Source organism: Desulfuromonas soudanensis (genome assembly GCF_001278055.1).
Lineage (GTDB): Bacteria > Desulfobacterota > Desulfuromonadia > Desulfuromonadales > WTL > Deferrimonas > Deferrimonas soudanensis.
Genome location: NZ_CP010802.1, coordinates 705,640 through 729,373, shown reverse-complemented (window position 1 = coordinate 729,373; position 23,734 = coordinate 705,640). Strand labels below are relative to the sequence as shown.

Genomic DNA, 23,734 nt, shown 5'->3' with positions numbered 1-23,734 from the left:
GCCATCCTTCAGGGGGTCACTCGCTGAATTTTTCTTTCAGCGCCTTGCCGCTCTCCTCCAGGGCCTGGCCGCTCTTTTCCAGCATCTCGCCACCGGTCTTCTGCAGCTGTTTCTGCAACGACTTCTCAGAGAAGGGGTTGCTGAGCAGCGGTTCGTCCCGTCCCAGATTGACCCCGAACCACAGACCCACAGCCAGCCCCAGGATCAGCCCGACAAGAAAGATTTTAAAAGCCTTCATGATCGTTTTCCTCCCTTAAATAAAAATCAAAACCTTCATAAAGATAGCACCTGAACCACCGGTTTGTACAGCCGTCGGGAAAATTGGGCTTTCACCGCAAGGGGTCGAAGAGATATTCGAGGCCGTTGACCTTGATTTCATACAGGGCGCGAAGCATCTGCCCGAGCTCCCCCTCGGGAAACCCCTGGCCGGCGAACCAGACGACATACGGCTCGGGGAGATCGATGAGCCGCCAGTCGGCATATTTTCCGAAGGGCATGCGCATCCGAAGGAGCTTGAGCAGTTCGTTGCTGTCCGGTCCGGTCATGGCGCAGCCCTCCGCCGTTTCGCTTCCGCGGGGAGTTGGATCACCTGGCCGGGAAAGATGAGGTCCGGCTCCGGGATGCGGTTTTCCCGGGCCAGCTGCCGAAAGGCCCAGGGATCGCCCATGTATCGTCGGGAGATCGTCCACAGGTTGTCGCCGGGGCGGACCTCGTAGGGCTCCACCGCCGGCATAGCGCCCGGAAGAGGGGGATCGAAGGGCGGAGGCGCAAGTTCAACCCCGGGGACCTCGGTCAGGGGGGCTACGACGGCCCTCGCCTCCGCAGAATTTCCGGCCCCCGGAGCTTCGCCAACCGGTGTTTCGATCCCCGGAACGCCCGCTGCGGGGTTGTCCGTCGCCGCAACTTCGACCATAGGGACCGCTGCCGCCGGAGCCTCAGCCGCCACGTAGGGGGCCTTATCCGGGACGACGGCGGGGAGGGCGGTCGATGGCAACCGTTCCCTGGCCGACGGGGAGGAGACACCGGGCCGTGCCCGTTCACCGTCGACTGGAATGATCCAGTAGAGGGCGAAAGCGACAAACAGAACCACTGCGGCGGCAGCCAAATAGAAGCGCCTTCCCCCGGCGGCCTGTCCCCTCGAAGGGGGCTCTTCCTCCCCCAGGGGAGAGGGGAGAGGACAGACCGCACCCGCTACGTTTTCCACCGGCTCGTTCAGGACGACCTCCACCGGTGGTGGAAGAGGGGGGAGTGCAGAAGGCTCATCCCTGGGCGGTGGCTTTTCCGCCTCCTGCACCGGGGGCGCTGCGTTCTGGACCTGCGCCGTCGGGAGTTCAGCATCGGCAGACTTCTCAACCGACGAAAGACCCGGCCGGAAAGGGGTTGGGGGGGCGATCACCGGAGTTTCGGGACGTTCGACCGGGTCGACGCCGGGAAGAGCGGACGGGGGGGGGATCTTCGCCCCCTGGGAATCCGGAGGAGCTGCAGGGGGCGCCGGTTCAGCCGCCGGGCGTTTTGGCAAGGGGATCCGGGCGGCGAGCTCCGGCAGCTCCGGCAGTTCCTGCGGCCTCAGGGGCGGGACAAGGAGAGGGGGATCGCTTTCCGGGGTCGGCAGGAGAGCGGCAGGGGGAGTCTCCTCCTCGAGAGGCGATAAGGGCCTGATCCCAGAGTCCCTCCCCTCCTCGGTAACTTCTCCCTCCTCGCTCTCCTGGCATTCCGCCTCCGGAACAGTGACGACGCTCTCGTCCTGGGCCTCCACCGGAGTCGGCATCCCGGTGAAAAAAGGGCCGGCGGCCGATGGGGCGGCCTCTTTCGGCGCCTCGTCGCCGAGGCCAAGGAAAGTCCCCCGGACATCCTGCGCCAGTTCGGAGCTGAAATGCAAAGCCATGCTCCGGGCGTTCAGGACCAGCAGAACCGCGCTCTCCTGCAGATAGCAGCCGTAGACCAGCGGCAGGGGGAGGGCAAAGGGCAATTCGCGCTGCAGCTCCCGGGGGATGGTGCGCTCGCCGAAGACTTCTCCGGCGACGATCACGGCGTTGAAGTCCCCCTTGGTCAGGGCAATCCCCTGGCTCTGCGCCGTGATCGCCTGGCGGCAGCCGAAATAGACGGTGAGGTCGATGACCGGCCAGAGGGTTCCGTCCCGCCGGGTCAGACCGAGGAGGAGCGGCGACATCCCCGGCAACGGCCAGTAGCCGGGGAGCGGCTGCACATCGACGACCTCTTCCCGCGGCAGGGCATAGTGACTGCCGAGGAGCGCGAACTCCAGGACCCGGTCGGTCCGCTCACCCCTCATCTCCCCTTCGGCCGGTTCTTCCTCCCCCTCCCCTTCGGCTTCTTCCTCTCCTCCAAGGAGAAGGGCCAGGTCGAGACAGGGGACGAGACCGCCGCCGTGTTCCAGGGCATGGGCGATAGCCGGGCGCCGGGCGAGGGGAGGCAGAGGGAGGAGGGCGTCATGGGCCACCGGGATCGTCCCTCGATCCTCCGCCACCAGAAATCCCCAGAGTGCTCCGTCGAGGCGGGCGGAAAGAATCGTCCCCTTGCCACGACTCTCCTCAGGGAGGTGCAGGGCGGCGGCGAGGTCGATAACGGTCAGGGGGCGACCCTCGTGAAGGACGACTCCGGCCACCATCGGCGGGGTCGCGGCGACGGGAGTGATCGCCGCCGAAGAGAGGACCGTCCCCTCGAAGAGGCCGGCCGGGGCGGCGAAAAGGGTGCCGGCGGCGCAAAAGAGCCGGCACTCTCCGGAAAAGTCGACGCCGCCGGAGGGGGAGGAAACCAGCGCCGGACGGGGGAGCTCCCAGTCGGGGGCGCTGATCGCCTCAAGAAGCCGGTCGAAATCGAGCAGGGGGATCACCGCCCCGTCGACGAGAAGAGAGTCGGCGGAGACGGGGCTCTGCAGAAAGGGGGGGAGAGGAAGAATCTCCGCGGCTGCGGGTTGGAGAGGACGGCAAGAACCGCGGAAGTGGAGGGCGATTTCGCCGGGTGCGCCGGAGAGAAGTATCTGGGACGGGCCGACGCCGGGGGGGAGTCCGATGCAGGCGGCCAGGTCGAGAAGGGTCAGGGTCCGTCCGTCGAGAACGGTGAAGCCGGCCATTTCCACGGGGCTCAGAGGGGGGCGGGAGACGGGCGGCGCACTGCGGAGTTCCAGCTCGCCGGCCGAGCCGACGGCGTAGCGTACCTCTCCCATATCGACCAGCCAGTATCTGCTCATGCCCTGTCCTTGTCCCTATCCTATGATTAATGTCCGTGCAGGGCGTCGTCGAGCAGAACCAGGAGACGCCGGTTCTCGAATTCGCTGCGCACCGCCAGCCGGATATACCGCTCGTCGAGGGGGGGGAAATTGGCGCAGCAGCGGATCAGGACCCCCTGCTCTTCGAGCCGTGCGGCCAGGGACGCGGCGTCGCGCATCCCCAACGGAATTTGCGCCAGGAGATAGTTGGCGGCCCCGGGGAAAACGGTCAGACCCAGGGACTCCAGCCCATCCGAGAGCTGCCGGCGCAGCTCAGGGATCAGCGCCAGCGTCTGCTGCCGGTACCCCTCTTCGCCGAGGGCGGCCAGAGCCGCCGCCAGGGCCGGGGAGCTCAGGGACCAGGGGGGACGGGCCGCCGCCAGCCTGGCGACACCCCGGGCCGGTCCGGCCAGATAGCCGGCGCGCAGGCCGGGGATGGCGTAGAACTTGGTCAGGGAGCGCAGGACATAGAGGTTGGAATGGCTCGGCACCCGGTCGATGACCGACAGTTGCGGGTCGAAATCGATAAAGGCCTCGTCGACCAGGAGGACCCCCCGGTTGGCCAGACCGTCGGCGATCGCCTCGAGGGCCGCCGGTTCGATCGTCGCTCCCGTCGGATTCCCGGGATTGGCCAGCACCACCAGCTCCGTGTCGGCTTCGAGGCGCCCCAGGAGGCGAGCCGGATCGAGGCGAAAACCGTCCTCGGGGCGCAGGGGGAAGTAATCGACGGCGGTTTCCCCCTGTTTCAGGCTCCGTTCGTATTCGCTGAAGGCCGGAGTGACCAGGAGCGCCCGGCGGGGGCGCAGCACCCGGGGGAGGAGATAGATGAGTTCGGTGGAGCCGCTGCCGGGGAGGATGTGGTCGGGAGAAATGCCGTGAAAATCGGCCAGCGCCCCGCGCAGGGAGGCGCCGTCGATCTCGGGATAATGGACCGCCTGCGTAAGCGATCCCCGCGCCGCCTCGAGGACGGCCTCCGGCATCCCCAGGGGGTTGATGCTGGCGGAAAAATCGAGGATGGCCGAGGCGTCGAGGCCGAGGCGCCGAGACGCCCGGGCCACACCGCCGCCATGCTGAAAAGTATTCATCGGATCGGTCTCTCCCGGCACAGGCTACAGGGACTTGCCGGCATCGGGCCTGCCGTAGGCGGCCAGGGCGCCGATTTCGACCACGGGGGGACCGGCCGCTTCCAGCGCGGCCAGGGCTTCGGAGCGAACGGCGCTGCGGGTTTCGGCGGCGGAGGCGTCGAGGGAAAGCCCCTCCTCCCGGCCATTTTTGAAGGCCCAGACGCGGTAGGGGGGCGCCTCGGCGAAGAGGAGATAGACCCTGGCGTCCCCGGGGACGACTCCCGCCAGATACGAGCCATCGAAGAAATACTCGCCGTTGTCGAGATCGGCCAGCGACTTCGGATAGTCCCCGTACATGGAGGCAAACCCCTCAAGAACATCGCGGACACTCCCCAGGGCCTCGGTCAGCTCCCCCTTTTCCCGGGCAAGGGTCAGACGGATCGCCCGGAGCCCGGTTTCTGCTTTGACCGCCGCCTTGCTCTTCGGATAGTCGGCGACAACCGCCTCGTAGAGGGGGATGGCGCCCGCAAGATTTCCGGCGGCGGCCACAGCTTCGGCCTGTTCCAGAGCCTTGACGGCCTTCGGCTCGGAAGAGCAGGCGGCCAATAAAAGGAGAAGGACGAAAAGCGCCGAGGCCGGCAGTACCTTGGGGTTGAGCATGGCAGAGCTCCTTGATGGATGGAATCAGCAAATCGACCATGGGAAAAATATCCCCGTCCGCCGACAGGGGGACAAAGGGAAAATCAGTCAAAATTCAGATGCATGGATTATGCCGCAAACACCACGTCAGCAGCACCCCGCCGGCCAGGGTCAGCAAAGAGGCGAGATACATCAGGGCGACCGTCTGCCGGTAGTGCTCCGGGGTGACGGGAGCGAGATCGTCGCCGAGAGCCGGCTTGTCGACCGGCGTGCCGAAGTAGACCGCCGGTCCGCCGAGGCGGATCCCCAGGGCGCCGGCGACGGCGGCCTCGGGGAAGCCGGCGTTGGGGCTGTGGTGCTTGCGGGCGTCGCGGCGCACGGTGCGCAGCGCTCTTCCGGCATCGAGACGCAGGAGAAGGGCCGCCAGCACCATGCAGAGGGCGGTGAGCCGTGCCGGGACCAGATTGAGGAGGTCGTCGAGACGGGCCGAGGCCCAGCCGAAGTCGCGGTAACGCTCGTTGCGGTAACCGACCATCGAATCGAGGGTGCTCGCCCCCTTGTAGAGGAGGGCGCCGACGGGTCCGCCGGCAAAGAGGTAGCACAGGGGGGCCACCACCCCGTCCGAGGTGTTTTCGGCCACGGTCTCGATGCAGGCGCGCAGAATCCCCTCGCGATCGAGGGCGGCGGTGTCGCGGCTGACGATGAAGGAGAGGGCGAGCCGGGCCTCATCGAGGCGCCCCTCCTCCACCAGGGTCACCACCGCCCGGCTCTCGCTGTGCAGCGAGCGCAGCGCCAGGGTGGTGTAGGCCAGCCACAGGGCCAGAGCCCCCGCGAGGGCCTCCCCCAGCCGTCCGGCCAGGGCCAGGGCCCCCCAGGCGGAGGCGAAGACGACGGCCAGGGTCGCCGCGGCAAGGATCACTCCGGCCAGCCGGCGATTTTTCGGACGCTCCTCCAGTGCCGCTTCGAGGCGGCGGATCAGGCGCCCGATCCAGACCACCGGATGGGGGAGGGAGCGGGGGTCTCCGAGAAGAAGGTCGAGGGCGAAGGCGGCGGGGACGAGCCAGAAAATCATTCTTTTTTCCCTCCGGGCAGGTCGAGGAGGGCCAGGATGCGACCCAGGTCGAGGTGCATTGCGAGGTGATCGGCGAGGCGATCGAGTTCGCTCTCGAGGGTCGGTCCGCTTGGGGCGCAACCCGGGGGGAGGCCGCGCCGGGAGCGCAAACCGTCGAGAAAACCCCGGCGGGTCATCGGGTCGTCGAAGAGGCCGTGCAGGTAGCTCCCCCAGACCCGGCCGTCGGCGGAGACGGCGCCGTCTTCGAGATCGACGGCTTTCCCGGAGCGGGAAATCAGGCGCATCAGGGGGCGGGCATCGGCACCGAGAACCGTCTCCCCCATGTGGATCTCATAGCCGCAGATCCGCTCCGGCCCCGAGAATCCAACGGCGGCGGCCGCGGCAAGGAGGAGGCCCTCCGCCTGATGGGTCTGCTTGACGGCGCCGAGGACGGTTTCGACGTCGAGGAGTCCGAGCCCCTCCCCTGCGACCCGGTCCGACTCGACTCCGAGGGGATCGCGGATCGCCCGGCCGAGGATCTGGTAGCCGCCGCAGATCCCGGCCACCTCGCCGCCGCCGGCGTGGAATTCGAGAATGGCCGCAAAGAGACCGCTTTGGTGGAGAAAGGAGAGGTCGTCCAGGGTGTTCTTGGTCCCCGGCAGGATCAGAAGATCGAGGCCGACGAGCTCCTGCGCCCTGTCGAGGTAGACCAGTTCCACCCCCGGGTCCTGCTCCAGGGGGTCGAAATCGCTGTAGTTGGAGAGGCGCGGCAGGCGCACCACGCCGATGCGCAGGGCGCTTTTTTTCGTCGCCGCAACCTTGCGCCCCAGGGCCACCGAATCTTCCTCGGGGAGCTGCAGCTTGAGCCAGGGGACCACGCCGAGAACCGGCACCCCGCAGCGCCGCTCCACCTCGGCGATGCCGGACGCCAAGAGAGACGGTTCGCCGCGGAAGCGGTTGATGATGATCCCCTTGACCTGGGCGGCCTCAGCCGGGGCGAGGAGGGCGAAGGTGCCGACGAGGCTGGCGAAGACGCCGCCGCGGTCGATGTCGGCGACCAGCAGGACCGGCGCCCCGGCCATTTGTGCCGCCCTGAGGTTGGTGATGTCGTGGGCCATGAGGTTGATCTCGGCGATGCTCCCCGCCCCCTCCATCACCACCACCTCGTGGGCAGCGGCCAGGCGGCCGTAGGATTCCCGCACCCGCTCGAAGGCCTCGGGCTTGTAGGCGTGATAGGCGGCGACGGTCATGTTTCCCACCGGTCGCCCCTGGATCACCACCTGCGAGCCGGTATCGGAATTGGGCTTGAGGAGGACCGGATTCATGTCGGTGTGGGGGGGAAGGCCGCAGGCCGCAGCCTGCAGCGCCTGGGCGCGGCCGATCTCACCCCCTTCGGGAGTGACCGCCGAGTTGAGGGCCATGTTCTGGGCCTTAAAGGGGGCGACGGAAATCCCCCTGCGGCGGAGCAGACGGCAGAGTCCGGCGGCGATGACGCTCTTGCCGACGTCGGAACCGGTGCCGCCGATGAAGAGTGCCCGAGCCGGGGATGCAGAAGAAAGGGGCTCGGTTACAGGACTCGGTTCAGGCTCTCCAGCTTCTTCCTTTTTCCTTTTTCCCTTTTCCTGGTAGCCGCGGGGGGTCACCATCCTTCCGGCGCCGTCGACTCTGGTCGCCCCATTGCCGATGATCACGACGGTGAACATGTCGATATCGTGCTCGAGAAAGGAGGAGAGGTCGCTGACCGTCACCGTCTCGCCGGCGCGGCAGGCGTTGCGCACCAGACCGACGGGGGTCTGCGGCGAGCGGTGGCGCAGAAGGATTTCCCGGGCCTCGACGATCTGGGTCACCCGTCCGCGGCTTCTCGGGTTGTAGAGAGCGACGACGAAATCGGCGCCTGCCGCCGCCTCGAGGCGACGGCGGATCGTTTCCCAGGGGGTGAGGAGGTCGGAGAGGGAGATCACCGCAAAATCGTGCATCAGCGGCGCGCCGAGGAGAGCGGCGGCGGCCTGGACCGCCGAAACGCCGGGAACGATCTCGATCTCGGGTTTCTTCCCCGGCCAGTTCTCCGCCAGTTCCAGCACCAGCCCCGCCATGCCGTAGATCCCGGCGTCGCCGGAGCTGACCAGGGCGACGGTCTCTCCCGACCCGGCGATCTCCAGGGCCCGGCGGCAGCGTTCGACCTCCTTCATCATCCCCGAAGAAACCAGCTTTTTCCCCTCGAGAAGTTCGGGGAGAAGCTCCAGGTAGGTCTGGTAGCCGACCACCGTGGTGGCCGCCCCGATCGCCGCCCGGGCGGCGGGGGTCATATGTTCGGCGCCGCCCGGGCCGATGCCGACGACGTAAAGTTTTCCGCTCATGTATCGTCCATTTCAAAACGCCGTCGACGGACCGGCGGACAGGAGGCTGATGGCCGGGAGAGCGGGAGGGGCGTTTACCCCCCCCCTCGCTGCGCCACGGCCAGGGTGACGTTGCCGCGTTTCTTCTTGGTCACCAGGAGCGGACCGCCCCCGGCGGAGAGGAGGGCCGCCGGCTCGCAGACCCCGCGGGCGCCGACGGCCGCCAGGGCGTGGCTTGATTCGGCGCTCGGGGCGTCGACGGCATTGAGGGCCGCGGCGGAGTGCAGGGCCAGCGGGAGGCGATGGAGGAGGGCGAATTCGAGAAGCCCGGCTTCGTCCCCCTTGGCCTCGATGGTCGCCAGGGAGGCGATGCTGCCGAAGGCGAGAAAGGCCGCGGAGAGTTCCTCTTTCACCGCCGCCTCGATCTCCCCGGCACCGGTGCCGCGGTTGCAGCCGATCCCCACCACCAGGTCGCGGGGGCGCAGCAGCAGCAGATTCTCCTGATCGCGGGGCAAAGGGATGTGGCGGTGGGTGACGAAAACCTGCCCTGCGGCCCCCGATCCCAGCGCCTGGGCAAAATTGCCGTGGCAGCTCACCGTTGCCACGGAGGCGAAATGGGCGGCCACCCGACCGCCGCGATCGACGAGGGCGATCGGCTCGCCGCGAAGGAGGAGGGCGTTGAGGCGTTTGATGCTGGGCAGCGGTTCGATCCCCATCCCCTCCTGCCGGGCAACGTCGTCCCAGGCCGGCAGGTCGTTGACGTCGGTGGCGGTGGTGATCACCGCCTGGCCGCCGGTGAGCTCGGCCGCCGCCCGGGCCAGATCGTTGGCGCCGCCGAGATGCCCCGAGAGGAGGCTGACGGCGAAATCCCCTTTTTCGTCCATCACCACCACCGCCGGGTCGGTCTCCTTCCCCCGCAGGTGCGGCGCCAGCAGGCGCACGACGATCCCCGTCGCCATGATGCACAACAGCCCCTGGTAGCCGGCAAAGAGCGCCGGGAGCTCCAGGGCCAGGGGACGGGAGAAGTAGCGGCAGTTGTCGGGGCGGCGCAGACGTTCGGGGAGATAGACCTCGGCGTCTTCTGCTGCGGTCCCCAGGGTGCGGGCGAGTTTCGCCCCCCCTTCGGTGATGGCGATAATGGCAAGTTTCATCGGGGGGACTTTTGGCGAAAGCCGTGGCTGAATTCCCGGTCGTAGAGGAGGGATTTTTCCGGCACCCCGTCCCGACGGGCGCTCAGCACCTCGCCGACCAGGATCAGCGCCTGGCGGCCGATGCCCGCTTCCTTGACCCGGGCGGCGATGTCGGCGAGGGTCCCCTCGACGATGCGCTCGTCCGGCCAGCTCGCCCGGCAGACGACGGCGACGGGGGTCGCCGGGGTATAGACGCCGCCGGCGAGGAGTTCGTCGACCACCTCCTCCATCATCGACACGGAGAGGTAGAGGGCAAGGGTGGCGCCGAGGGCGGCGATTTTGCGCAGCCTTTCTTTTTCCGGAACCGGGGTGCGCCCCTCGATGCGGGAGAGGATGACGGTCTGGGAGACGCCGGGGAGGGTGAGCTCCTGTTTCAGGGCGGCGGCGGCGGCAAAGGCGGCGGTGACCCCGGGGACGACCGAATAGGCGATCCCCCGGGCGGCAAGTCCCTCCATCTGCTCCTGGATCGCCCCGTACACCGAGGGGTCGCCGGTGTGCAGCCGCACGGCCGTCTTCCCTTCGGCGACCGCCGCGCAGAGAATCTCCAGCACCTCTTCGAGGGTCAGGGGGGCACTGTCATGGGCCTGGGCTCCGGTCTTGAGCTCGCGCAGCAGCTCGGGATTGACCAGAGAGCCGGCATAGACGACGACGTCGGCCCGCTGCAGGGCCTTGAGCCCCTTGACGGTGATCAGTTCGGGGTCGCCGGCTCCGGCGCCGACGAAAACGACTTCAGACAAAACAACCTCCATAACAAAATCTTCGGGGTCGAGCGGTGGTCTGGAAAGGGTCCCGAGAAGGACGGGACGACGGTGCGCGTCCGTCACTTTCTGACGATGAGGAGCGAGAGATAATCGAGTTTTTTGCCGACGAGGGAGGCGAGATCGAAGATCACCTCCTGGTCCGCCGAGCCGACCCGGCGGACGAAGACCCCCTTCTTCTCGAGACCGAGCTCCTGGAGAAGGGCATAGACCCCGTCGAAGACCCGGTGCACCTTCATCAGGATGACGGTGTCGAAGGACTTCAGGGTGCTGCGCAGCTCCTGCTCCTCGTAGGTGGCCGGGAGCACGGCGATGCGGTCGGCGGAAATCCCCAGGGGGACGCCGGATGCCGCGGCGGCGGCGTTGATGCTGGAGATCCCCGGAACCACCTCGATGGGGATCTCGGGATATTTGTCGCGAAAAATCCGGTACAGATAGAGAAAGGTCGAATAGAGAAAGGGGTCGCCGATGGTGATGAAGGCGACATCCCTGCCGCTGCGGATATGCCCGGCCACTTCAAGAGCCGCCTCCTCCCAGTAGGGATTGAGCCCCTCCTGGTCCTTGCGCATGGGGAAGACCTGGCTGAGGACCTGCTGGCGGGAGCGGTCGATGTGCGCCTCGACGATGGAGAGGGCGTAACTGGCCGCCTCGGCGGCGCCGGTGGGGGCGCAGATCACCGGGACGCTACGCAGAATGCGCGCGGCCTTGAGGGTCAAGAGTTCGGGATCGCCGGGGCCGACGCCGATGGCATAGAGACGGGAAGACATGGGGGTACAACCTCGGGTATTTTTATTCCAGGATGAAATCGTAAAAGAGCTTTTCACCACAGAGACACAGAGGCACAGAGAAAGTCCTTTTGATTTTGACAAGGTTCCTCTGTGTCTCCGTGCCTCTGTGGTTGCCAATTTTTTTTCTGGTGCCCCTACTCCTTCACAGCGGCGATGATGTAGACGGGGTTGTAGGACTCGAAGATCTTGTAGTCGGAGAGGGGCCGGGTGCGGGCGATGTTGACCGTGGTGACCTCGAGCTGGTAACCGGCGTTTTCGAAGAATTCGCAGGCCGCGGTGAGGGTGTCGAGGGTGACGGCGTTGATGACCACCCGTCCCTCGGCGGCGAGCCTGCCGTCGACGGTGTCGAGGATATCCCAGAGGTTGCCGCCGGAACCGCCGATGAAGACCCGGTCGGGATCGGGGAGGTTCTCCAGGCAACCGGGGGCGTCCCCTTCCACCAGGGTGACGTGGCGGGCATTGAATTTGCTGAGGTTTTCCTTGATGAACTCGACGCACTGGGGGTTGCGCTCGACGGCGAAGATCCGGCCGTTGGGGAGGAGGTGGTCGGCCTCGATGCTCACCGAGCCGCTGCCGGCGCCGATGTCCCAGAGGCACATGTCGTGGCGCAGCTTGAGCTTGGCCAGCGTCACGACCCGGATCTCCTCCTTGGTGATCAGCTTCTTGACGGTGGCAAATTCCTCGTCGGGAATCCCCAGGGTCGGAATGTACTCGTCGCCGCCGGCCTCGTATTCCTTGATGAGGATGAGAACGTTGAGGGGCGCGGCCTTGATCTCCACCAGCCCCTTGACGTCGGTGACCAGGATGCGCTCCTCGGGAGTGCCGAGATTCTCGCAGAGGTAGGCGGCATACCCGTCGCGGCCGCGCTCGATGAGTTCGGCGGCGATGGCCGCCGGGGTGTTGATCTCGTCGGTGAGGACCGCGGCCTTGTCGTTGGCGACGATGCGATCGACGGCCCCTTTCAGGCCGCGGCCGTGGGCGGAGACGAAGACCGTATCGTCCCAGGGCTCCTTGATCTTGGCAAAGGCGTACTGCACCGAGCTGACGTTGGGGATGAACTCCAGATCGTCCTCGGGGAGATTGCGCAGCAGATAGCGGCCGATGCCGAAGAAGAGGGGATCGCCGGAGGCCAGGACCACCGCCTGGCGCTCGGCGTGGCGGAGACGCTCGACGACCTCGGCGAGATTGCTGCCGATGGTCACTTTTTCGCCGGGGAAGTCGGGGAAGAGCTCGAGCTGCCGCTCCCCGCCGAGAAGGATTCCGGCGTTGGCAATGAGTTCCAGGGTCCTGCGGCTGAACCCCTCCTGCCCTTCGACCCCCGCTCCGATCACGTAGACTTTTTTCATATCCCTTTATCCCCTGCTGAATTGAGAATCCATTCCCCGAAGCGCCGCGCCGGCCGTTTGCCGTAGCCGGCGAGGAAAATCGCCACCGCGACCCCCGGAGCCCATTGCCGCGCCATCTCCAGCCCATGGGCGGCGACCGCGGCGATCAGCGGATGGTCCGGGCCGAGGGTCTCGTAGACCTCCCGGGCGGTGTTGGCACACTCTATCTTTTTCACCGCGTCGCCGTCAAGGCCGGCGGTCGCCCCCCAGCGCCCCAGTTCCTCGAGGTCGAGCCGGGAGGCACTGACGTGGGTCTGGGGGTGACCGCAGGCGATCTTGACCAGCTTGGCGAACTGCACCGCCAGAACCACCGCCGGAACCCCTTTGCGGTGGCAGGCCTCGAGGGCGTAGCCGACGTGATCCCCCATCATGACGAAGGCCTCCTCGGCCAGGGAAAGTTCCGCCATCGCCGCCTGTTCGCTGGAGCGCCCGGTGGCCAGGACGACCCCGGGGGAACCGGCCGCCAGGGCGACGTCGAGCGCGACGTCGATGGTGTCCGTCCAGGCCCGGTGGGAGATCGGCCGCACCACCCCGGTGGTGCCGAGGATCGACAGACCGCCGAGAATGCCGAGACGGGCGTTGAGGGTCCGCTTGGCGCGCTCCTCCCCGTCGGGGATGGAGAGGCGGCAGAAAAGAGTGCCGGGGAAGGGGTGACCGGTGAAGACTCCGGCGAGGGCTTCGGTGATCATCTGCCGCGGCACCGGGTTGATCGCCGGTTCGCCGACCGGCACCGCCAGCCCCGGCTTGGTCACGGTGCCGATGCCGACGCCGCCTTCGATGACTATCCCCCCTTGCCCCCCCACCCCCCCTTGCCCCCCCTTAACTAAGGGGGGGGAGGGGGGGTGGGGGGAGAGGGTCACTTCCGCGTGCGCTTCGACGCCGTTGGTGACGTCGGGGTCGTCGCCGGCGTCCTTGACCACGAAACAGCGGGCCGCCCCGGCGGAAAAGGTCTGTCCGAAAAGGGGGAAGGTCACGGAGAACCCGGCCGGGAGGGGGAGCTCCACCGAGGGGTAAATGCGCTGGTCGCGAAGCATGAGGGCCGCGCCGAGGGCGGCGGCGGCGGCGCAGGCGCCGGTGGTGTAACCGTGGCGGAGCGTTTTGCCCATGTCAGACCCGCGACGTCACGTCCTGCACCGAAAGGAGGCGCAGGATCTCGCGGCGCGCCTCGCCGACGGTGAGGGGGATATGGTGAAGCTTGAGATGATCCCGGGTCTTGAGCAGGTTCATCAGTTCGGCGACCAGCGGCAGGTTGAGCTTGGCCCGTTCGATCGCCTCCGGGTCGCCGAAGACCTCGGACGGCGGGCCGTAGCGCAGCACCTTCCCCTTGCTGAGGATGGCGATCTTGCTCATGAAGAGCGGCACCAGGTCGACGACGTGGGTCGCCATGATCATGGTGATCCCCTGCTTCTTGTTGAGGTCCTCGAGGAGGTGCATCAGCGAATGCACCCCCATCGGATCGAGACCGGCGGTCGGTTCGTCGAGAATGATCACCTGGGGTTCCATGGCGAGAATCCCGGCGACGCAGATCCGCTTCTTCTGCCCGTGGGAGAGGGCATGGATCGATTTGCGGCCGTAATCCTGCATGTTGACCTGGTGCAGGGCCCTGTGCACCCGCTCCTTGATCTCCTCCGGGGGGAGCCCCATGTTGGTCGGACCGAAGGCGACGTCCTCCTCGACGGTGGAGGCAAAGAGCTGGTCGTTGGGATCCTGAAAGACGATGCCGATGCGGCTGAAGACCTCCCGGTCCTCGACGCGCTCGATCGGCTTGCCGTCCAGCAGGACCCGGCCGAGGGTCGGTCGGAGAAGGCCGTTGAGATGCTTGATCAGGGTCGTCTTGCCGCTGCCGTTGGAGCCGAGCATGGCGAGGAACTCCCCCTGGGCGATCTCCAGGTCGATGCCGTTGAGAGCCGGGGTGCCGTCTTCGTAGGTGTAATGCAGGTCTTCAATCTTGAGCATGGGAACATACCTTATGGGAAAGATCGGTCGTATCGGACCGATCTTGTTTACCGCATTGCGAACAGAATCCCCAGAAGCCCCAGCCCCGCCCCGAGAGCGATCCAGTCCCGCCCCTGCAGGGGGTTGCCAACGGCCACCGTCAGAGCCCCGCGGTAACCGCGGCAGCGCATGGCGGCAAAGGTGGCCTCGGCCCGGTCATAGGTGCGCAGGATCAGCATGCCGCCGAGAATCCCCGAGGAGCGAAGGACATTGCGGAAATCGACATAACCGAGGCGCGACTTCTGGGCGTTGCGGATCCGTGCCCCCTCTTCGAGAAAGAGAAAGATGTAACGGTACATGATCAGCGCCAGCTCCACCAGGACCGGCGGACAGCGGAAGAACCGGGCGGCCCGCATCAGCTCCGGCAGGGGGGTGGTCAGGGAGAAGAAGAGGAGAGTCCCCATCCCGCCGAGAATGCGGGCCGAAAGCTCGCTCCCGCGCTCCACCCCTCCGGAAGTGAAGACGAAATCCCAGGAGAAGAGGGTGAAGCTCAGCAGCGGTTCCCCCTGACGGACCCAGAAGAGCTGGGTGACAAAGGCGACCAGGGCGAGCATGGTCGGGATGGCCATCCGCTTGAAAAAGTCCCGTGCCGGAACACCTGCGGCCACGACCAGCAGCAGGGCGAGGATTGCCAGGGCCAGAGGGGTGCGGATCCCCCCGGCCGTCAGGTTGACGCCGAGGGCGGCCAGAAGCAGCACCAGCTTGATGCGACCGTCGAGGGCGGCGAGCAGACTCCGCTCCTCCCCCTGGGCGTCGATGAAATGGTGCGCTCCCCCCATCAGTCCCGCGGCTCCAGATCCTTTTTGCCGGCAACGAAGACCTTGTGCCAGTAGTAACCGATGATGAAGCCGCCGGCCGTCCCGGCCAGGGCGAAGAGAAAGAGGAGGAGATCCCCCTGGTCGGTGTTGATGTAGGGATCCCGGGCCTCGCGTCCCAACTCCTTGGCATATTTGCCGACCACGGTCTCGTCGACCCCTGGCCATTTGGGCGCCTCCTCTTCGGCCAGGACCGGAGAAAAAAGAAGGAGGAGAAAAACCGAGGCCAAGAGTCCGCGCTTCAAAAAAGTCATGAAACCTCCTTGCCGAGAACCTTCAGCCTGCGCAGGATGTCCGGACGATGCTTGTTCACGTAGACGAGGATGCCGCCGGTCACCGCCCCTTCGAGAAGGGAAAGGGGGATCTGGGTCGGCATGAAGGCGAGGTAGATCTGACCGAGAACAGACCAGAAGGACTGATCGCCGTGCAGGGCGATAGCCATCTCGAAGGAGGTGGAGAGGTAGGTCAGAAGGTCGGCGGCGACTCCGGCGGCAAATCCGCACCAGAAGAGGTTGAAGCGCAGCAGGCGGCCGGTCCGAAAGGCTCCGTAGCCGGCGAAGGAACCGATGATCCCCATGGAGACGGTGTTCCCGCCCAGGGTGGTCAGTCCGCCGTGGGCAAGAAACAAGGCCTGGAGAAGGAGGGAGATGAAGGCGACGACGACGCTGGCAAAGGGACCGAGGAAGATGGCGCTCATCCCCGTCCCTGCCGGATGGGCGGTGCTGCCGGCCACCGGCACCGGTATCGGAAAGCAGGAAAAGACGAAGACGGCGGCGCCGAAAATCCCCAGAAGGGGGATGTAGGAGGGGTCGATATCCTTGCGCCGGTTGATCTGGCGAATCCCCCAGAAAACAAAGGGGGCCGCGACGACAAACCACAGGGCCGCCCAGCCGGGGGGGAGAACCCCCTCGGAGATGTGCATGGCCAGAGCCTCCCCGGGACAGAGGAGGAAAAAAGCCAGGGCGGCGGCGATCAGGCAAGGCATCTCAGGCCTCCTCGGCAAGGATCATCAGGGCGTTGAGGATGGTGGCGGCGATGGCCGACCCCCCCTTGCGCCCGCGGCAGACGATGGAGGGAAGACGGCTCTCCAGGAGCGCTTCCTTCGATTCGGCGGCGCCGACGAACCCCACCGGCACGCCGACGACCAGGGACGGTTTTATTGCCCCGGCCCGCGCCTGATGGAGAAGTTCATAGAGAGCCGTGGGGGCGTTGCCGACGAGGAAGATGCCGCACCCCCCGTCGATCCCCTTGCGCATCGCCATGATCGACCGCGTCACCCCGGCGGCGCGGGCCGCCGCGGCGACATCGGGATCGGCCACATGGCAGCGCAGCGCGCAGCCGAGGGCGGCAAGACGGACCTTGTTGATCCCGGCGCCGACCATGGCGGTGTCGCAATAGACCGGCTCCCCCCGCCGCAGGGCGCCGAGCGCCTTGTCGATCACCTGCGGGGAGAAGACGGTGTTGGCGACAAAATCGAAATCGGCGGTGGTGTGGATGATGCGCCGCACCACCGGCCACTGGCGGAAATCGAAGGCATGCTCGCCGACCTCGCCGTCGATGATGGCAAAGGATCGGGCCTCGATCTCCAGGGGATTAACAATAACATCCGGTGCGGACATGACAACACCCTCCTTCCTTGAGAATCAGGCGACCTTTTGGTCCCAGCCGGAGCGCGCCATCGCCTCGCCGATGCGCTCGCAAACGATTTCGCCGAGCTTGGGATGCACACCGAGGGGTTCGCCGAGAGCCATCTCCAGACCGGGATAACGCTTCGCGGCCTCGGTCATCTCCGCCGGCAGATCCTCGAGGACATGGGCGCCGGCATAGAGGAAATAGGGATAGAGAAGGACCCGCTCGGCCCCCCGGGCGACGCAGGCGTCGATCCCCTTCTGGATGTTGGGGGCGTGCTGCTCGCGAAAGGCGACCTCGACGATGGGGATGCCGCTGGTCTCCTCGACCATGGCGGCGATGGCGTGGAGCGCCTCGTTGGCGGCGGCGACCCGGGAGCCGTGCCCCATGAGGAGTATGGCGGTTTTCTTCATTTCTTTCTCCTTGAAAAAACGAACGCCCCCGGCCGCGCGGCCGGGGGCGTGGATCATCCACACCCTCCGAACGCCTTTGCCGTCAGCGAACAAGTTCATTTTCCAGGCAGGCTTTCTGGCTCCGGGATCATCCCTCCCCCTCCCCTTCCCGCACGGCTCGATGTCCGTCCAGTGGGTCTGCGAGGGGTCGGTCCTCCGTTACAGCGGCGGGTCCGCGGGGGTTTTCCACCCCCTTTCCTGCGCCTGAAAACGTTAAATTTTATCTACCACAGAGACACAGAGAAAACAAAAAACCGCCTCACAGAGGTTTGGGTTTCCTCTCTGTGTCTCAGTGCCTCTGTGGTGAAATTATTTAAATTTTGTCCCCCTTCAAATCCCCCTTGAAAAGCTCTCCGGCGCCGCGGGAGGCGCAGAAATCGCCGCACATGGTGCAGGTCTTCTCGTCCTCGGGCGTGCGGCTGGCGCGGATCGCCCGCGCATCCTCGGGGAAGATGGCGAGTTCGAACTGCTTCTGCCAGTCGAGGTCGCGCCGCGCCTTGCTCATGGTCTTGTCCCGCTGCCGGCCGCGCTCCGGATATTTGTTCATGTCGCCGATGTAGGCGGCGACCCGGGCGGCCTTGACGCCGTCGATCACATCCTGCTCGTTGGGGAGCGCCAGGTGCTCGGCGGGGGTGATGTAGCAGATCAGGTCGGCGCCGTAGCGGCTCGACTGGGCCGAGCCGATGGCGGCGGCGATGTGATCGTACCCGGGGACGACGTCGCAGGAGATCGGTCCGAGCATGTAGTAGGGAGCGTCGTTGCTCATCCTCTTCTGCAGGCGGATGTTGGTCTCGATCTCGTCCAGCGGCATGTGTCCCGGCCCCTCCACGAGCATCTGGCACCCCATCTCCCGCCCGAGTTCGGCTAGTTCGCAGTTGATGAGGAGTTCCTGGACCATGGCGCGGTCGTGGGAGTCGTGGATCGCCCCGGCGCGCAGGCCGTTGCCGAGGGAAAGGACGGTGTCGTACTTCTTGAGGATGGAAACGACCCGGTCGAACTCCTCGTAGAGGGGGTTCTCGCGCTCGTTGGCCATCATCCAGGCGACCATGGAGACCCCTCCCTTGGAGACCAGGCCGCCGTAGCGGTACCCCTGCTTCCTGAGGCGCTCGATGGTGTAGAGGTTGATGCCGCAGTGCACCGCCATGAAGGCCATGCCGTCGGCGCACTGCTGCTCGATGATGTCGAAGAGCATCTCCTTGTCGAGCTTGTTGGGATTGCCGTACTTGCGGGCCGCCTCGCAGAAGGCTTGGTAGAGGGGGACGTTTCCCACCGGCAGGTCGACGGCCGCGATCACCTCGCGCCGCACCCGGTCGAGGTCGCCGCCGACGGAGAGCTCCATCAGGGTGTCGGCGCCGGCCGTCTGGGCGGCCAGCGCCTTGCGGATCTCGGCGTCATAATCGACGATGTCCGAGGAGGTGCCGATGGAGGCGTTGACCTTGGTGCGCATCCCCTTGCCGATCCCCACCGCCTTCGGTTTGCGGTTGTGGTTCCAGGGGATGACGATCTTCCCTTCGGCGACCATCTGCCGGATATATTCAGGCGCAACGTCCTCATCGCGGCCAACACTTTCCATCTGCGGGGTAATGGTTCCCGCAACGGCGAACTCAACTTGAGTTTTCAAACGAACATCCTCCTGATGATTAATTCTATTGACCACAGAGACACAGAGGCACAGAGAACCGCGTAGAAGACTCAACATCAGCCCCAAGGATCCTGTTTTACCTCTGTGTCTCCGTGCCTCTGTGGTGAATCTTGCCCTGATTGCAAAATTGAACGAAATTCTCCGCCAGCTGCGGATTGCTGCCGAAGTGGAGATGAATATAGGAGCCGAGGACGTTGCCGTGGCAGTACCCTTCGCGACCGAGGTCTTCGCCGCCGCGACGGGAGAGGCGATAGATGCGGGAGACCTCCTCCGGCAGGGTCATCTCCGAATAGTGAAACTCGTGGCCGCGGGCGACGGTTCCCGCCGGGCCGAGGAGGGAGTCGGCGGTCAGCTCCACGTGCCGGTAGCCGAGGGCCTTGCGCTTCGCCAGCATCCGCGCGGCGCCGGGGAAGAGTCCGGCCATCGCTTGCCCGTCGATCGATTCGGCCAGGAGCATGAAACCGCCGCACTCGGCGTAGATCGGCAGGCCGGCCGTTCCCGCCTCCCGGATCTCCCCCAGGAGAGAGACGTTTTCGCTCAGCTCCCCGGCATGCAGTTCGGGATAGCCGCCGGGGAGATAAAGGCCGTCGATCTCCGGAGGGAGAGCCCGGTCATGCAGCGGCGAAAAAAAGACCAGTTCGGCCCCGGCCGCCTGCAGAAGCTCGAGATTTTCCGGATAGCAGAAACAGAAGGCCTCGTCCCGGGCCACGGCGATGCGCACCGTCGGAAGGGTCGGGGCGCCGCTCCGGAGGGACGTGTCAGGAGTTGAGACCTGACCCCCTGTCTGCAGCAGACCGTCGAGATCGAGGTGCGCTTCGACGGCCGCGGCGAGGCGCGCGGCGAAGGCTTCGTCGAGGCCGGCCTCGGCGGCCATCACCAGGCCGAGGTGGCGCTCGGGGAGGGCGAGATTCTCCTCCCGCGGCAGGCAGCCGAGCACCGGGGGGAGCCCCGGAACCGAGGCCATCGCCTGGCGCAGCAGCTCCTCGTGGCGGGGAGTGCCGACGCGGTTGAAGATGACCCCGGCAAAGTGCAGCCGGGGATCGAACTCGACGAACCCCTTGACCAGGGCGGCGACGCTGCGGGCCTGGGAGCGGGCGTCGACCACCAGGACGATCCGGCCGTCGAGCCAGCGGGCGATCTCGGCGGTGCTGCCGGCGTCGTCCTCCCCGGAGGCGCCGTCGAAGAGCCCCATCACCCCCTCGATCACCGCCAGATCGGCGTCACGGCAGCCTCGGGCATAGCTGCCGGCCACCCACTCCCTGCCGCACATCCAGCCGTCGAGGTTGCGCGAAGAGCGGCCGCAGACCGCGGCGTGATGCCCCGGATCGATGAAATCGGGACCGACCTTGAAGGGGGCGACGCGCAGGCCGCGCGCTTTAAGTGCCGCCATCACCCCGAGGGCGACGGTCGTCTTGCCGCTGCCGCTGCTCGGTGCGGCGATGATGATCGGCTTCGGCGGCATGAACTACCCGTTCAGCAGGGCGACGACGCTCACCCCGTCGGGGTAGTAGTCGATGACGTTGAGGCAGCCGAAATCCTGCTCGATGTGAAAGAGACGATCGAGGGGGGCGCCGATGGCGTCGAGGAGAATCACCCGGTTGACGCCGCCGTGGCCGACCACCAGGACCTCCTCGCCGGGATGAGCGGCGACAATCTCGCCCATCGCCTGGCGGACCCGCTCGGCCATCTCCAGCAGGCTCTCGCCGCCGGGAACCTGGTAATGGATGATGTCGTCGAGGCGCGCCTGCCACTCCTCGGGATATTCGTCCTGCAGCTCCCGCCAGGTCTTTCCCTGCCACATGCCGATGTTCAGCTCCCGGAGGTCCGGGCGGGCCATCGGCTGGAGTTCATGGGGGGCAAGGAGGAGCCGGGCGCCGTCGAGGCAGCGGGAGAGGTCGCTGCTGTACCCGGCGGAGAGCTTCTTTTTCTTGAGACGCAGCTGCAACAGGCCGAACTGGGCCTGCCCCTCGGCGGTCAGAGGAATATCCCCCTGGCCGTTGTAGCGCTTCTGCTCGTGCCCCTCGACCTGGCCGTGGCGGACGAGGTAAATCCTGGTTCGCGTCATCTCGGCTCCTTTGCTTAATAGCCTCGCCAAAAACGTTTTTTCACCACAGAGACACAGAGGCACAGAGAAACAACTAATAACATTAAGTTCCTAGCTCTGTGCCTCTGTGTCTCTGTGGTAATTTTTGAGTTTTTGTTAAGCCCTCAAATATTCAAATCCAATCAGGCCCGACCATCGCGGCTTAATCACCCCGGCGCATCAGTGGAGAGCCAGCACCAGCACCAGGGTCAGGACCTCGATGATTTCGGTCCCGGCACCGAGGACGTCGCCGGTGACCCCGCCGAGGCGGGCGTTGAAGTAGCGGATCAGTCCAATGGCGGCGATCCCGAGGAGAAGGATGAGGAAAAATCCGCTTTTGCCGAAGAGGACCACCGCGGCCAGGATCAGGGTGGCGGTGGCGATGAGCATCTCGCGCTCGCCGACGTGGTCGACGAAGGCCCCGCCTGTCCCCCCTTCGGCGCGCACGTAGCGGCAGGAGGCGGCGAGGACAACCTGAATCCAGCGCCCGGCGACCGGCATGAAGATCAGTGCCGCCGACTTGAGGGGCGCCGGGACGTTGTACAGGGAGAGGTACTTGAGGAGGAGGACCATCACCAGCCCGACGACGCCCATCGCCCCGACCCGGCTGTCCTTCATGATGGCCAGGGCCCCTTCCCGGTCCTTGCCGCCGGCGAGGCCGTCGATGAGATCGGCGATGCCGTCGAGATGGAGGGCGCCGGTGGCGGCGATGAGCATGAGGATCAGCAGGCAGTCGAGAACCGGCCGGGGAATCAGCGGCGTCAGCACCCAGTTGAGCACCACCAGGGCGAGGCCGATGACCGCCCCCACGGCCGGGAAGAGGCCCATGCTGCGCGCCAGGCGCTCCGGCTCCATGGAGAGTTCCCGGGCGACGGGAAATATGGTCAGAAAGGCGCCGGCGATGCGGAAATCTTCCCACTCCTGCTTCATGGCGCCTCCTGCCCGCTGACTCCGGCATCGTCAAAGGTGCGGATCTCTCGCAACGCCCGCAGCGATGCTTCGATCAGCCCCATGGCCAGGGCGCCGCCGGTCCCTTCGCCGAGACGCATATCGAGGTTGAGGATCGGCCGCTGGCCGATGCGCTCGAGCATGGCGCCGTGACCGATCTCCACCGACTGGTGGGCGGCGAAAATATAGTCCCTGACCCCGGGGTGCAGCTCGGAGGCGATCAGCGCTCCGGCCGTGGAGATGAAACCGTCGACCACCACCGGAATCCCGCAGGCGGCGCAGCCGAGAACCAGTCCGGCGATGCCCCCGATTTCGAAGCCGCCGACCTTGGCCAGCACGTCGACGGGATCGGCGGGGTCGGGGGCGTTGAGTTTGAGCCCTTCTTCGATGACGACGATCTTGCGGGCCAGGGCCGCATCGCCGATCCCGGTGCCGCGGTGGGTGAGCCTGGCGACGGAGAGGCCGGTGAAGGCGGCGGCAATGGCCGTCGAGGGGGTGGTATTGCCGATCCCCATGTCGCCGGTGCCGACCAGATCGATCCCCTTTTCCTTGCAGTCGAAGGCGATCTCGATCCCGGTCTCCAGGGCCTGAATGGCCTGCCGGCGCGTCATCGCCGGACCCCTGGCAAAATTGGCCGTTCCTTTGGCGACCTTCTTCAGCAGCAGTCCCTCCATCGGCGAAAAGTCATAGTCGACCCCCATGTCGACCACCACCACCTCGGCGCCGACGGACCGGGCCAGAGCGTTGATCGCCGCGCCGCCGTCGAGGAAGTTGAGGACCATCTGCGGGGTGACTTCCCTGGGAAAGGCGCTGACCCCTTCCTCGACCACGCCGTGATCGCCTGCGAAGGTGAAGACCGCTTTCCTGCGCACATCCTCGCGCCCGGTGATGGCCACGTAACGGCGGGCGAACTCCTCGAGGCGCCCGAGCGACCCCTGGGGCTTGGCCTGGCGGTCGATGCGCGACTGAATTTCGGCCAGGCGTTCGGAACTGACGGGGCGGATGCGTTCAAGGGCGCTCTGCAGATCGATGCGGGACATGTCGGAACCTCTTTGTATCGCGTTAAAAATGGTGGATTCACAAAATCTCAAGAATGACCACAGAGACACAGAGTCACAGAGAAAAACATATATAAAATCGAGCGCTTAACTCTGTGCCTCTGTGCCTCTGTGCCTCTGTGGTAAAAAGACTTTTCCCGAACAACCTCGAATCATTTCAACCGCAACGGCAGCCCCGAGACCACCAGCCAGGCCTCGTCGGCAGTGGCCGCCAGGCGCTGGTTGACCTCGCCGGCCAGATCGCGGAAGAGACGCGCCAGGCGATTCTCCGGCACGATCCCCTGGCCGACTTCATTGGAAACCAAAAACAACGGGGCCTCAAGGGACGGGAGGATGCGGATGAATTCCTCGACCGCCGCAAAGACCGGCGCCGTCTCCTCGCCGTGGTGGAAGAGGAGGTTGGTGATCCACAGGGTGACGCAGTCGAGAAGGATCGCCCCCTGGCCCGCTGATGCGGCGGGGAGGCGGCCGCTGAGGTCGAGTGGTTCCTCGAGGGTCGACCAGCGATCCCCCCGCTGCCGCTGGTGCCGCGCGACCCGCTCGGCCATCTCGCCGTCATGAACCCCGGCGGTCGCCAGATAAAGAAGCGGCCCCGGACAGGCTTCGGCGAGACGCTGGGCATATGCGGATTTCCCCGAGCGGGCGCCGCCGCTGATATAGATCACTTGGGCCATA

The 23,734-nt window shown here is 66.1% G+C and carries 24 protein-coding genes and 1 riboswitch; all 24 genes read right to left on the bottom strand.

Features of this window, described 5'->3' with window-relative positions:
- Positions 1-16 precede the first annotated feature (16 nt).
- On the bottom strand, positions 17-238 hold the full coding sequence (locus DSOUD_RS03135; RefSeq protein WP_053549637.1) for a hypothetical protein: 222 nt from the start codon (positions 236-238) through the stop codon (positions 17-19).
- 91 nt (positions 239-329) lie between these two features.
- Positions 330-545, bottom strand: coding sequence for a DUF3820 family protein (locus DSOUD_RS03130; protein ID WP_053549636.1), 216 nt, complete (start codon positions 543-545; stop codon positions 330-332).
- The gene (locus DSOUD_RS03125) at positions 542-3,208 is read right to left on the bottom strand and encodes a chemotaxis protein CheW (RefSeq protein WP_053549635.1); all 2,667 of its coding nucleotides are present in this window, start codon (positions 3,206-3,208) and stop codon (positions 542-544) included. Before DSOUD_RS03125 ends, DSOUD_RS03130 begins: the two co-directional genes overlap by 4 nt.
- A gap of 26 nt (positions 3,209-3,234) precedes the next feature.
- Complete coding sequence (cobD, locus tag DSOUD_RS03120) at positions 3,235-4,311, bottom strand: threonine-phosphate decarboxylase CobD (RefSeq protein ID WP_053549634.1); 1,077 nt, start codon at positions 4,309-4,311, stop codon at positions 3,235-3,237.
- 24 nt (positions 4,312-4,335) lie between these two features.
- Positions 4,336-4,950, bottom strand: coding sequence for a hypothetical protein (locus tag DSOUD_RS03115; RefSeq protein WP_053549633.1), 615 nt, complete (start codon positions 4,948-4,950; stop codon positions 4,336-4,338).
- A gap of 94 nt (positions 4,951-5,044) precedes the next feature.
- Positions 5,045-6,001, bottom strand: a complete 957-nt coding sequence (gene cbiB / locus DSOUD_RS03110; protein WP_053549632.1) for an adenosylcobinamide-phosphate synthase CbiB — start codon at positions 5,999-6,001, stop codon at positions 5,045-5,047.
- On the bottom strand, positions 5,998-8,337 hold the full coding sequence (locus DSOUD_RS03105) for a cobyric acid synthase (RefSeq protein WP_053549631.1): 2,340 nt from the start codon (positions 8,335-8,337) through the stop codon (positions 5,998-6,000). Before DSOUD_RS03105 ends, cbiB begins: the two co-directional genes overlap by 4 nt.
- Before the next feature lie 74 nt (positions 8,338-8,411).
- Positions 8,412-9,467: a cobalt-precorrin 5A hydrolase gene (locus tag DSOUD_RS03100; protein WP_053549630.1), complete on the bottom strand. Its 1,056-nt coding sequence runs from the start codon at positions 9,465-9,467 to the stop codon at positions 8,412-8,414.
- Positions 9,464-10,243, bottom strand: a complete 780-nt coding sequence (cobM, locus tag DSOUD_RS03095) for a precorrin-4 C(11)-methyltransferase (protein ID WP_053549629.1) — start codon at positions 10,241-10,243, stop codon at positions 9,464-9,466. Before cobM ends, DSOUD_RS03100 begins: the two co-directional genes overlap by 4 nt.
- An 83-nt stretch (positions 10,244-10,326) precedes the next feature.
- Complete coding sequence (cobI, locus tag DSOUD_RS03090) at positions 10,327-11,031, bottom strand: precorrin-2 C(20)-methyltransferase (protein WP_053549628.1); 705 nt, start codon at positions 11,029-11,031, stop codon at positions 10,327-10,329.
- A 155-nt stretch (positions 11,032-11,186) separates the two neighbouring features.
- Positions 11,187-12,398: a bifunctional cobalt-precorrin-7 (C(5))-methyltransferase/cobalt-precorrin-6B (C(15))-methyltransferase gene (locus tag DSOUD_RS03085; RefSeq protein WP_053549627.1), complete on the bottom strand. Its 1,212-nt coding sequence runs from the start codon at positions 12,396-12,398 to the stop codon at positions 11,187-11,189.
- Positions 12,395-13,543: a cobalt-precorrin-5B (C(1))-methyltransferase CbiD gene (gene cbiD / locus DSOUD_RS03080; RefSeq protein WP_053549626.1), complete on the bottom strand. Its 1,149-nt coding sequence runs from the start codon at positions 13,541-13,543 to the stop codon at positions 12,395-12,397. The genes DSOUD_RS03085 and cbiD overlap by 4 nt, the downstream gene beginning before the upstream one ends.
- 1 nt (position 13,544) lies before the next feature.
- Positions 13,545-14,393 (bottom strand): energy-coupling factor ABC transporter ATP-binding protein, encoded by an 849-nt coding sequence (locus DSOUD_RS03075; protein ID WP_053549625.1) that lies wholly within the window; start codon positions 14,391-14,393, stop codon positions 13,545-13,547.
- A 47-nt stretch (positions 14,394-14,440) separates the two neighbouring features.
- The gene (gene cbiQ, locus DSOUD_RS03070; RefSeq protein ID WP_053549624.1) at positions 14,441-15,211 is read right to left on the bottom strand and encodes a cobalt ECF transporter T component CbiQ; all 771 of its coding nucleotides are present in this window, start codon (positions 15,209-15,211) and stop codon (positions 14,441-14,443) included.
- Entirely contained in the window at positions 15,211-15,501 is a 291-nt protein-coding gene (locus tag DSOUD_RS18785) for a hypothetical protein (protein WP_053549623.1), read from the bottom strand. Before DSOUD_RS18785 ends, cbiQ begins: the two co-directional genes overlap by 1 nt.
- On the bottom strand, positions 15,498-16,232 hold the full coding sequence (locus DSOUD_RS03060; protein ID WP_053549622.1) for an energy-coupling factor ABC transporter permease: 735 nt from the start codon (positions 16,230-16,232) through the stop codon (positions 15,498-15,500). The genes DSOUD_RS18785 and DSOUD_RS03060 overlap by 4 nt, the downstream gene beginning before the upstream one ends.
- Position 16,233: 1 nt before the next feature.
- Positions 16,234-16,866, bottom strand: a complete 633-nt coding sequence (locus DSOUD_RS03055; RefSeq protein WP_053549621.1) for a precorrin-8X methylmutase — start codon at positions 16,864-16,866, stop codon at positions 16,234-16,236.
- Positions 16,867-16,890: 24 nt separating this feature from the next.
- Positions 16,891-17,289 (bottom strand): sirohydrochlorin chelatase, encoded by a 399-nt coding sequence (locus DSOUD_RS03050; protein ID WP_053552272.1) that lies wholly within the window; start codon positions 17,287-17,289, stop codon positions 16,891-16,893.
- 88 nt (positions 17,290-17,377) lie between these two features.
- A riboswitch (cobalamin riboswitch) is annotated at positions 17,378-17,551 on the bottom strand.
- 90 nt (positions 17,552-17,641) lie between these two features.
- Positions 17,642-18,949, bottom strand: a complete 1,308-nt coding sequence (gene thiC / locus DSOUD_RS03045; RefSeq protein ID WP_053549620.1) for a phosphomethylpyrimidine synthase ThiC — start codon at positions 18,947-18,949, stop codon at positions 17,642-17,644.
- Positions 18,950-19,046: 97 nt separating this feature from the next.
- On the bottom strand, positions 19,047-20,432 hold the full coding sequence (locus DSOUD_RS03040) for a cobyrinic acid a,c-diamide synthase CobB (RefSeq protein ID WP_053549619.1): 1,386 nt from the start codon (positions 20,430-20,432) through the stop codon (positions 19,047-19,049).
- Positions 20,433-20,435: 3 nt separating this feature from the next.
- Positions 20,436-21,035: an alpha-ribazole phosphatase gene (cobC, locus tag DSOUD_RS03035; protein ID WP_053549618.1), complete on the bottom strand. Its 600-nt coding sequence runs from the start codon at positions 21,033-21,035 to the stop codon at positions 20,436-20,438.
- Positions 21,036-21,233: 198 nt separating this feature from the next.
- On the bottom strand, positions 21,234-21,983 hold the full coding sequence (gene cobS, locus DSOUD_RS03030; protein ID WP_053549617.1) for an adenosylcobinamide-GDP ribazoletransferase: 750 nt from the start codon (positions 21,981-21,983) through the stop codon (positions 21,234-21,236).
- Entirely contained in the window at positions 21,980-23,041 is a 1,062-nt protein-coding gene (gene cobT, locus DSOUD_RS03025) for a nicotinate-nucleotide--dimethylbenzimidazole phosphoribosyltransferase (RefSeq protein ID WP_053549616.1), read from the bottom strand. The genes cobS and cobT overlap by 4 nt, the downstream gene beginning before the upstream one ends.
- A gap of 170 nt (positions 23,042-23,211) precedes the next feature.
- On the bottom strand, positions 23,212-23,733 hold the full coding sequence (gene cobU / locus DSOUD_RS03020) for a bifunctional adenosylcobinamide kinase/adenosylcobinamide-phosphate guanylyltransferase (RefSeq protein ID WP_053549615.1): 522 nt from the start codon (positions 23,731-23,733) through the stop codon (positions 23,212-23,214).
- Position 23,734 lies beyond the last annotated feature (1 nt).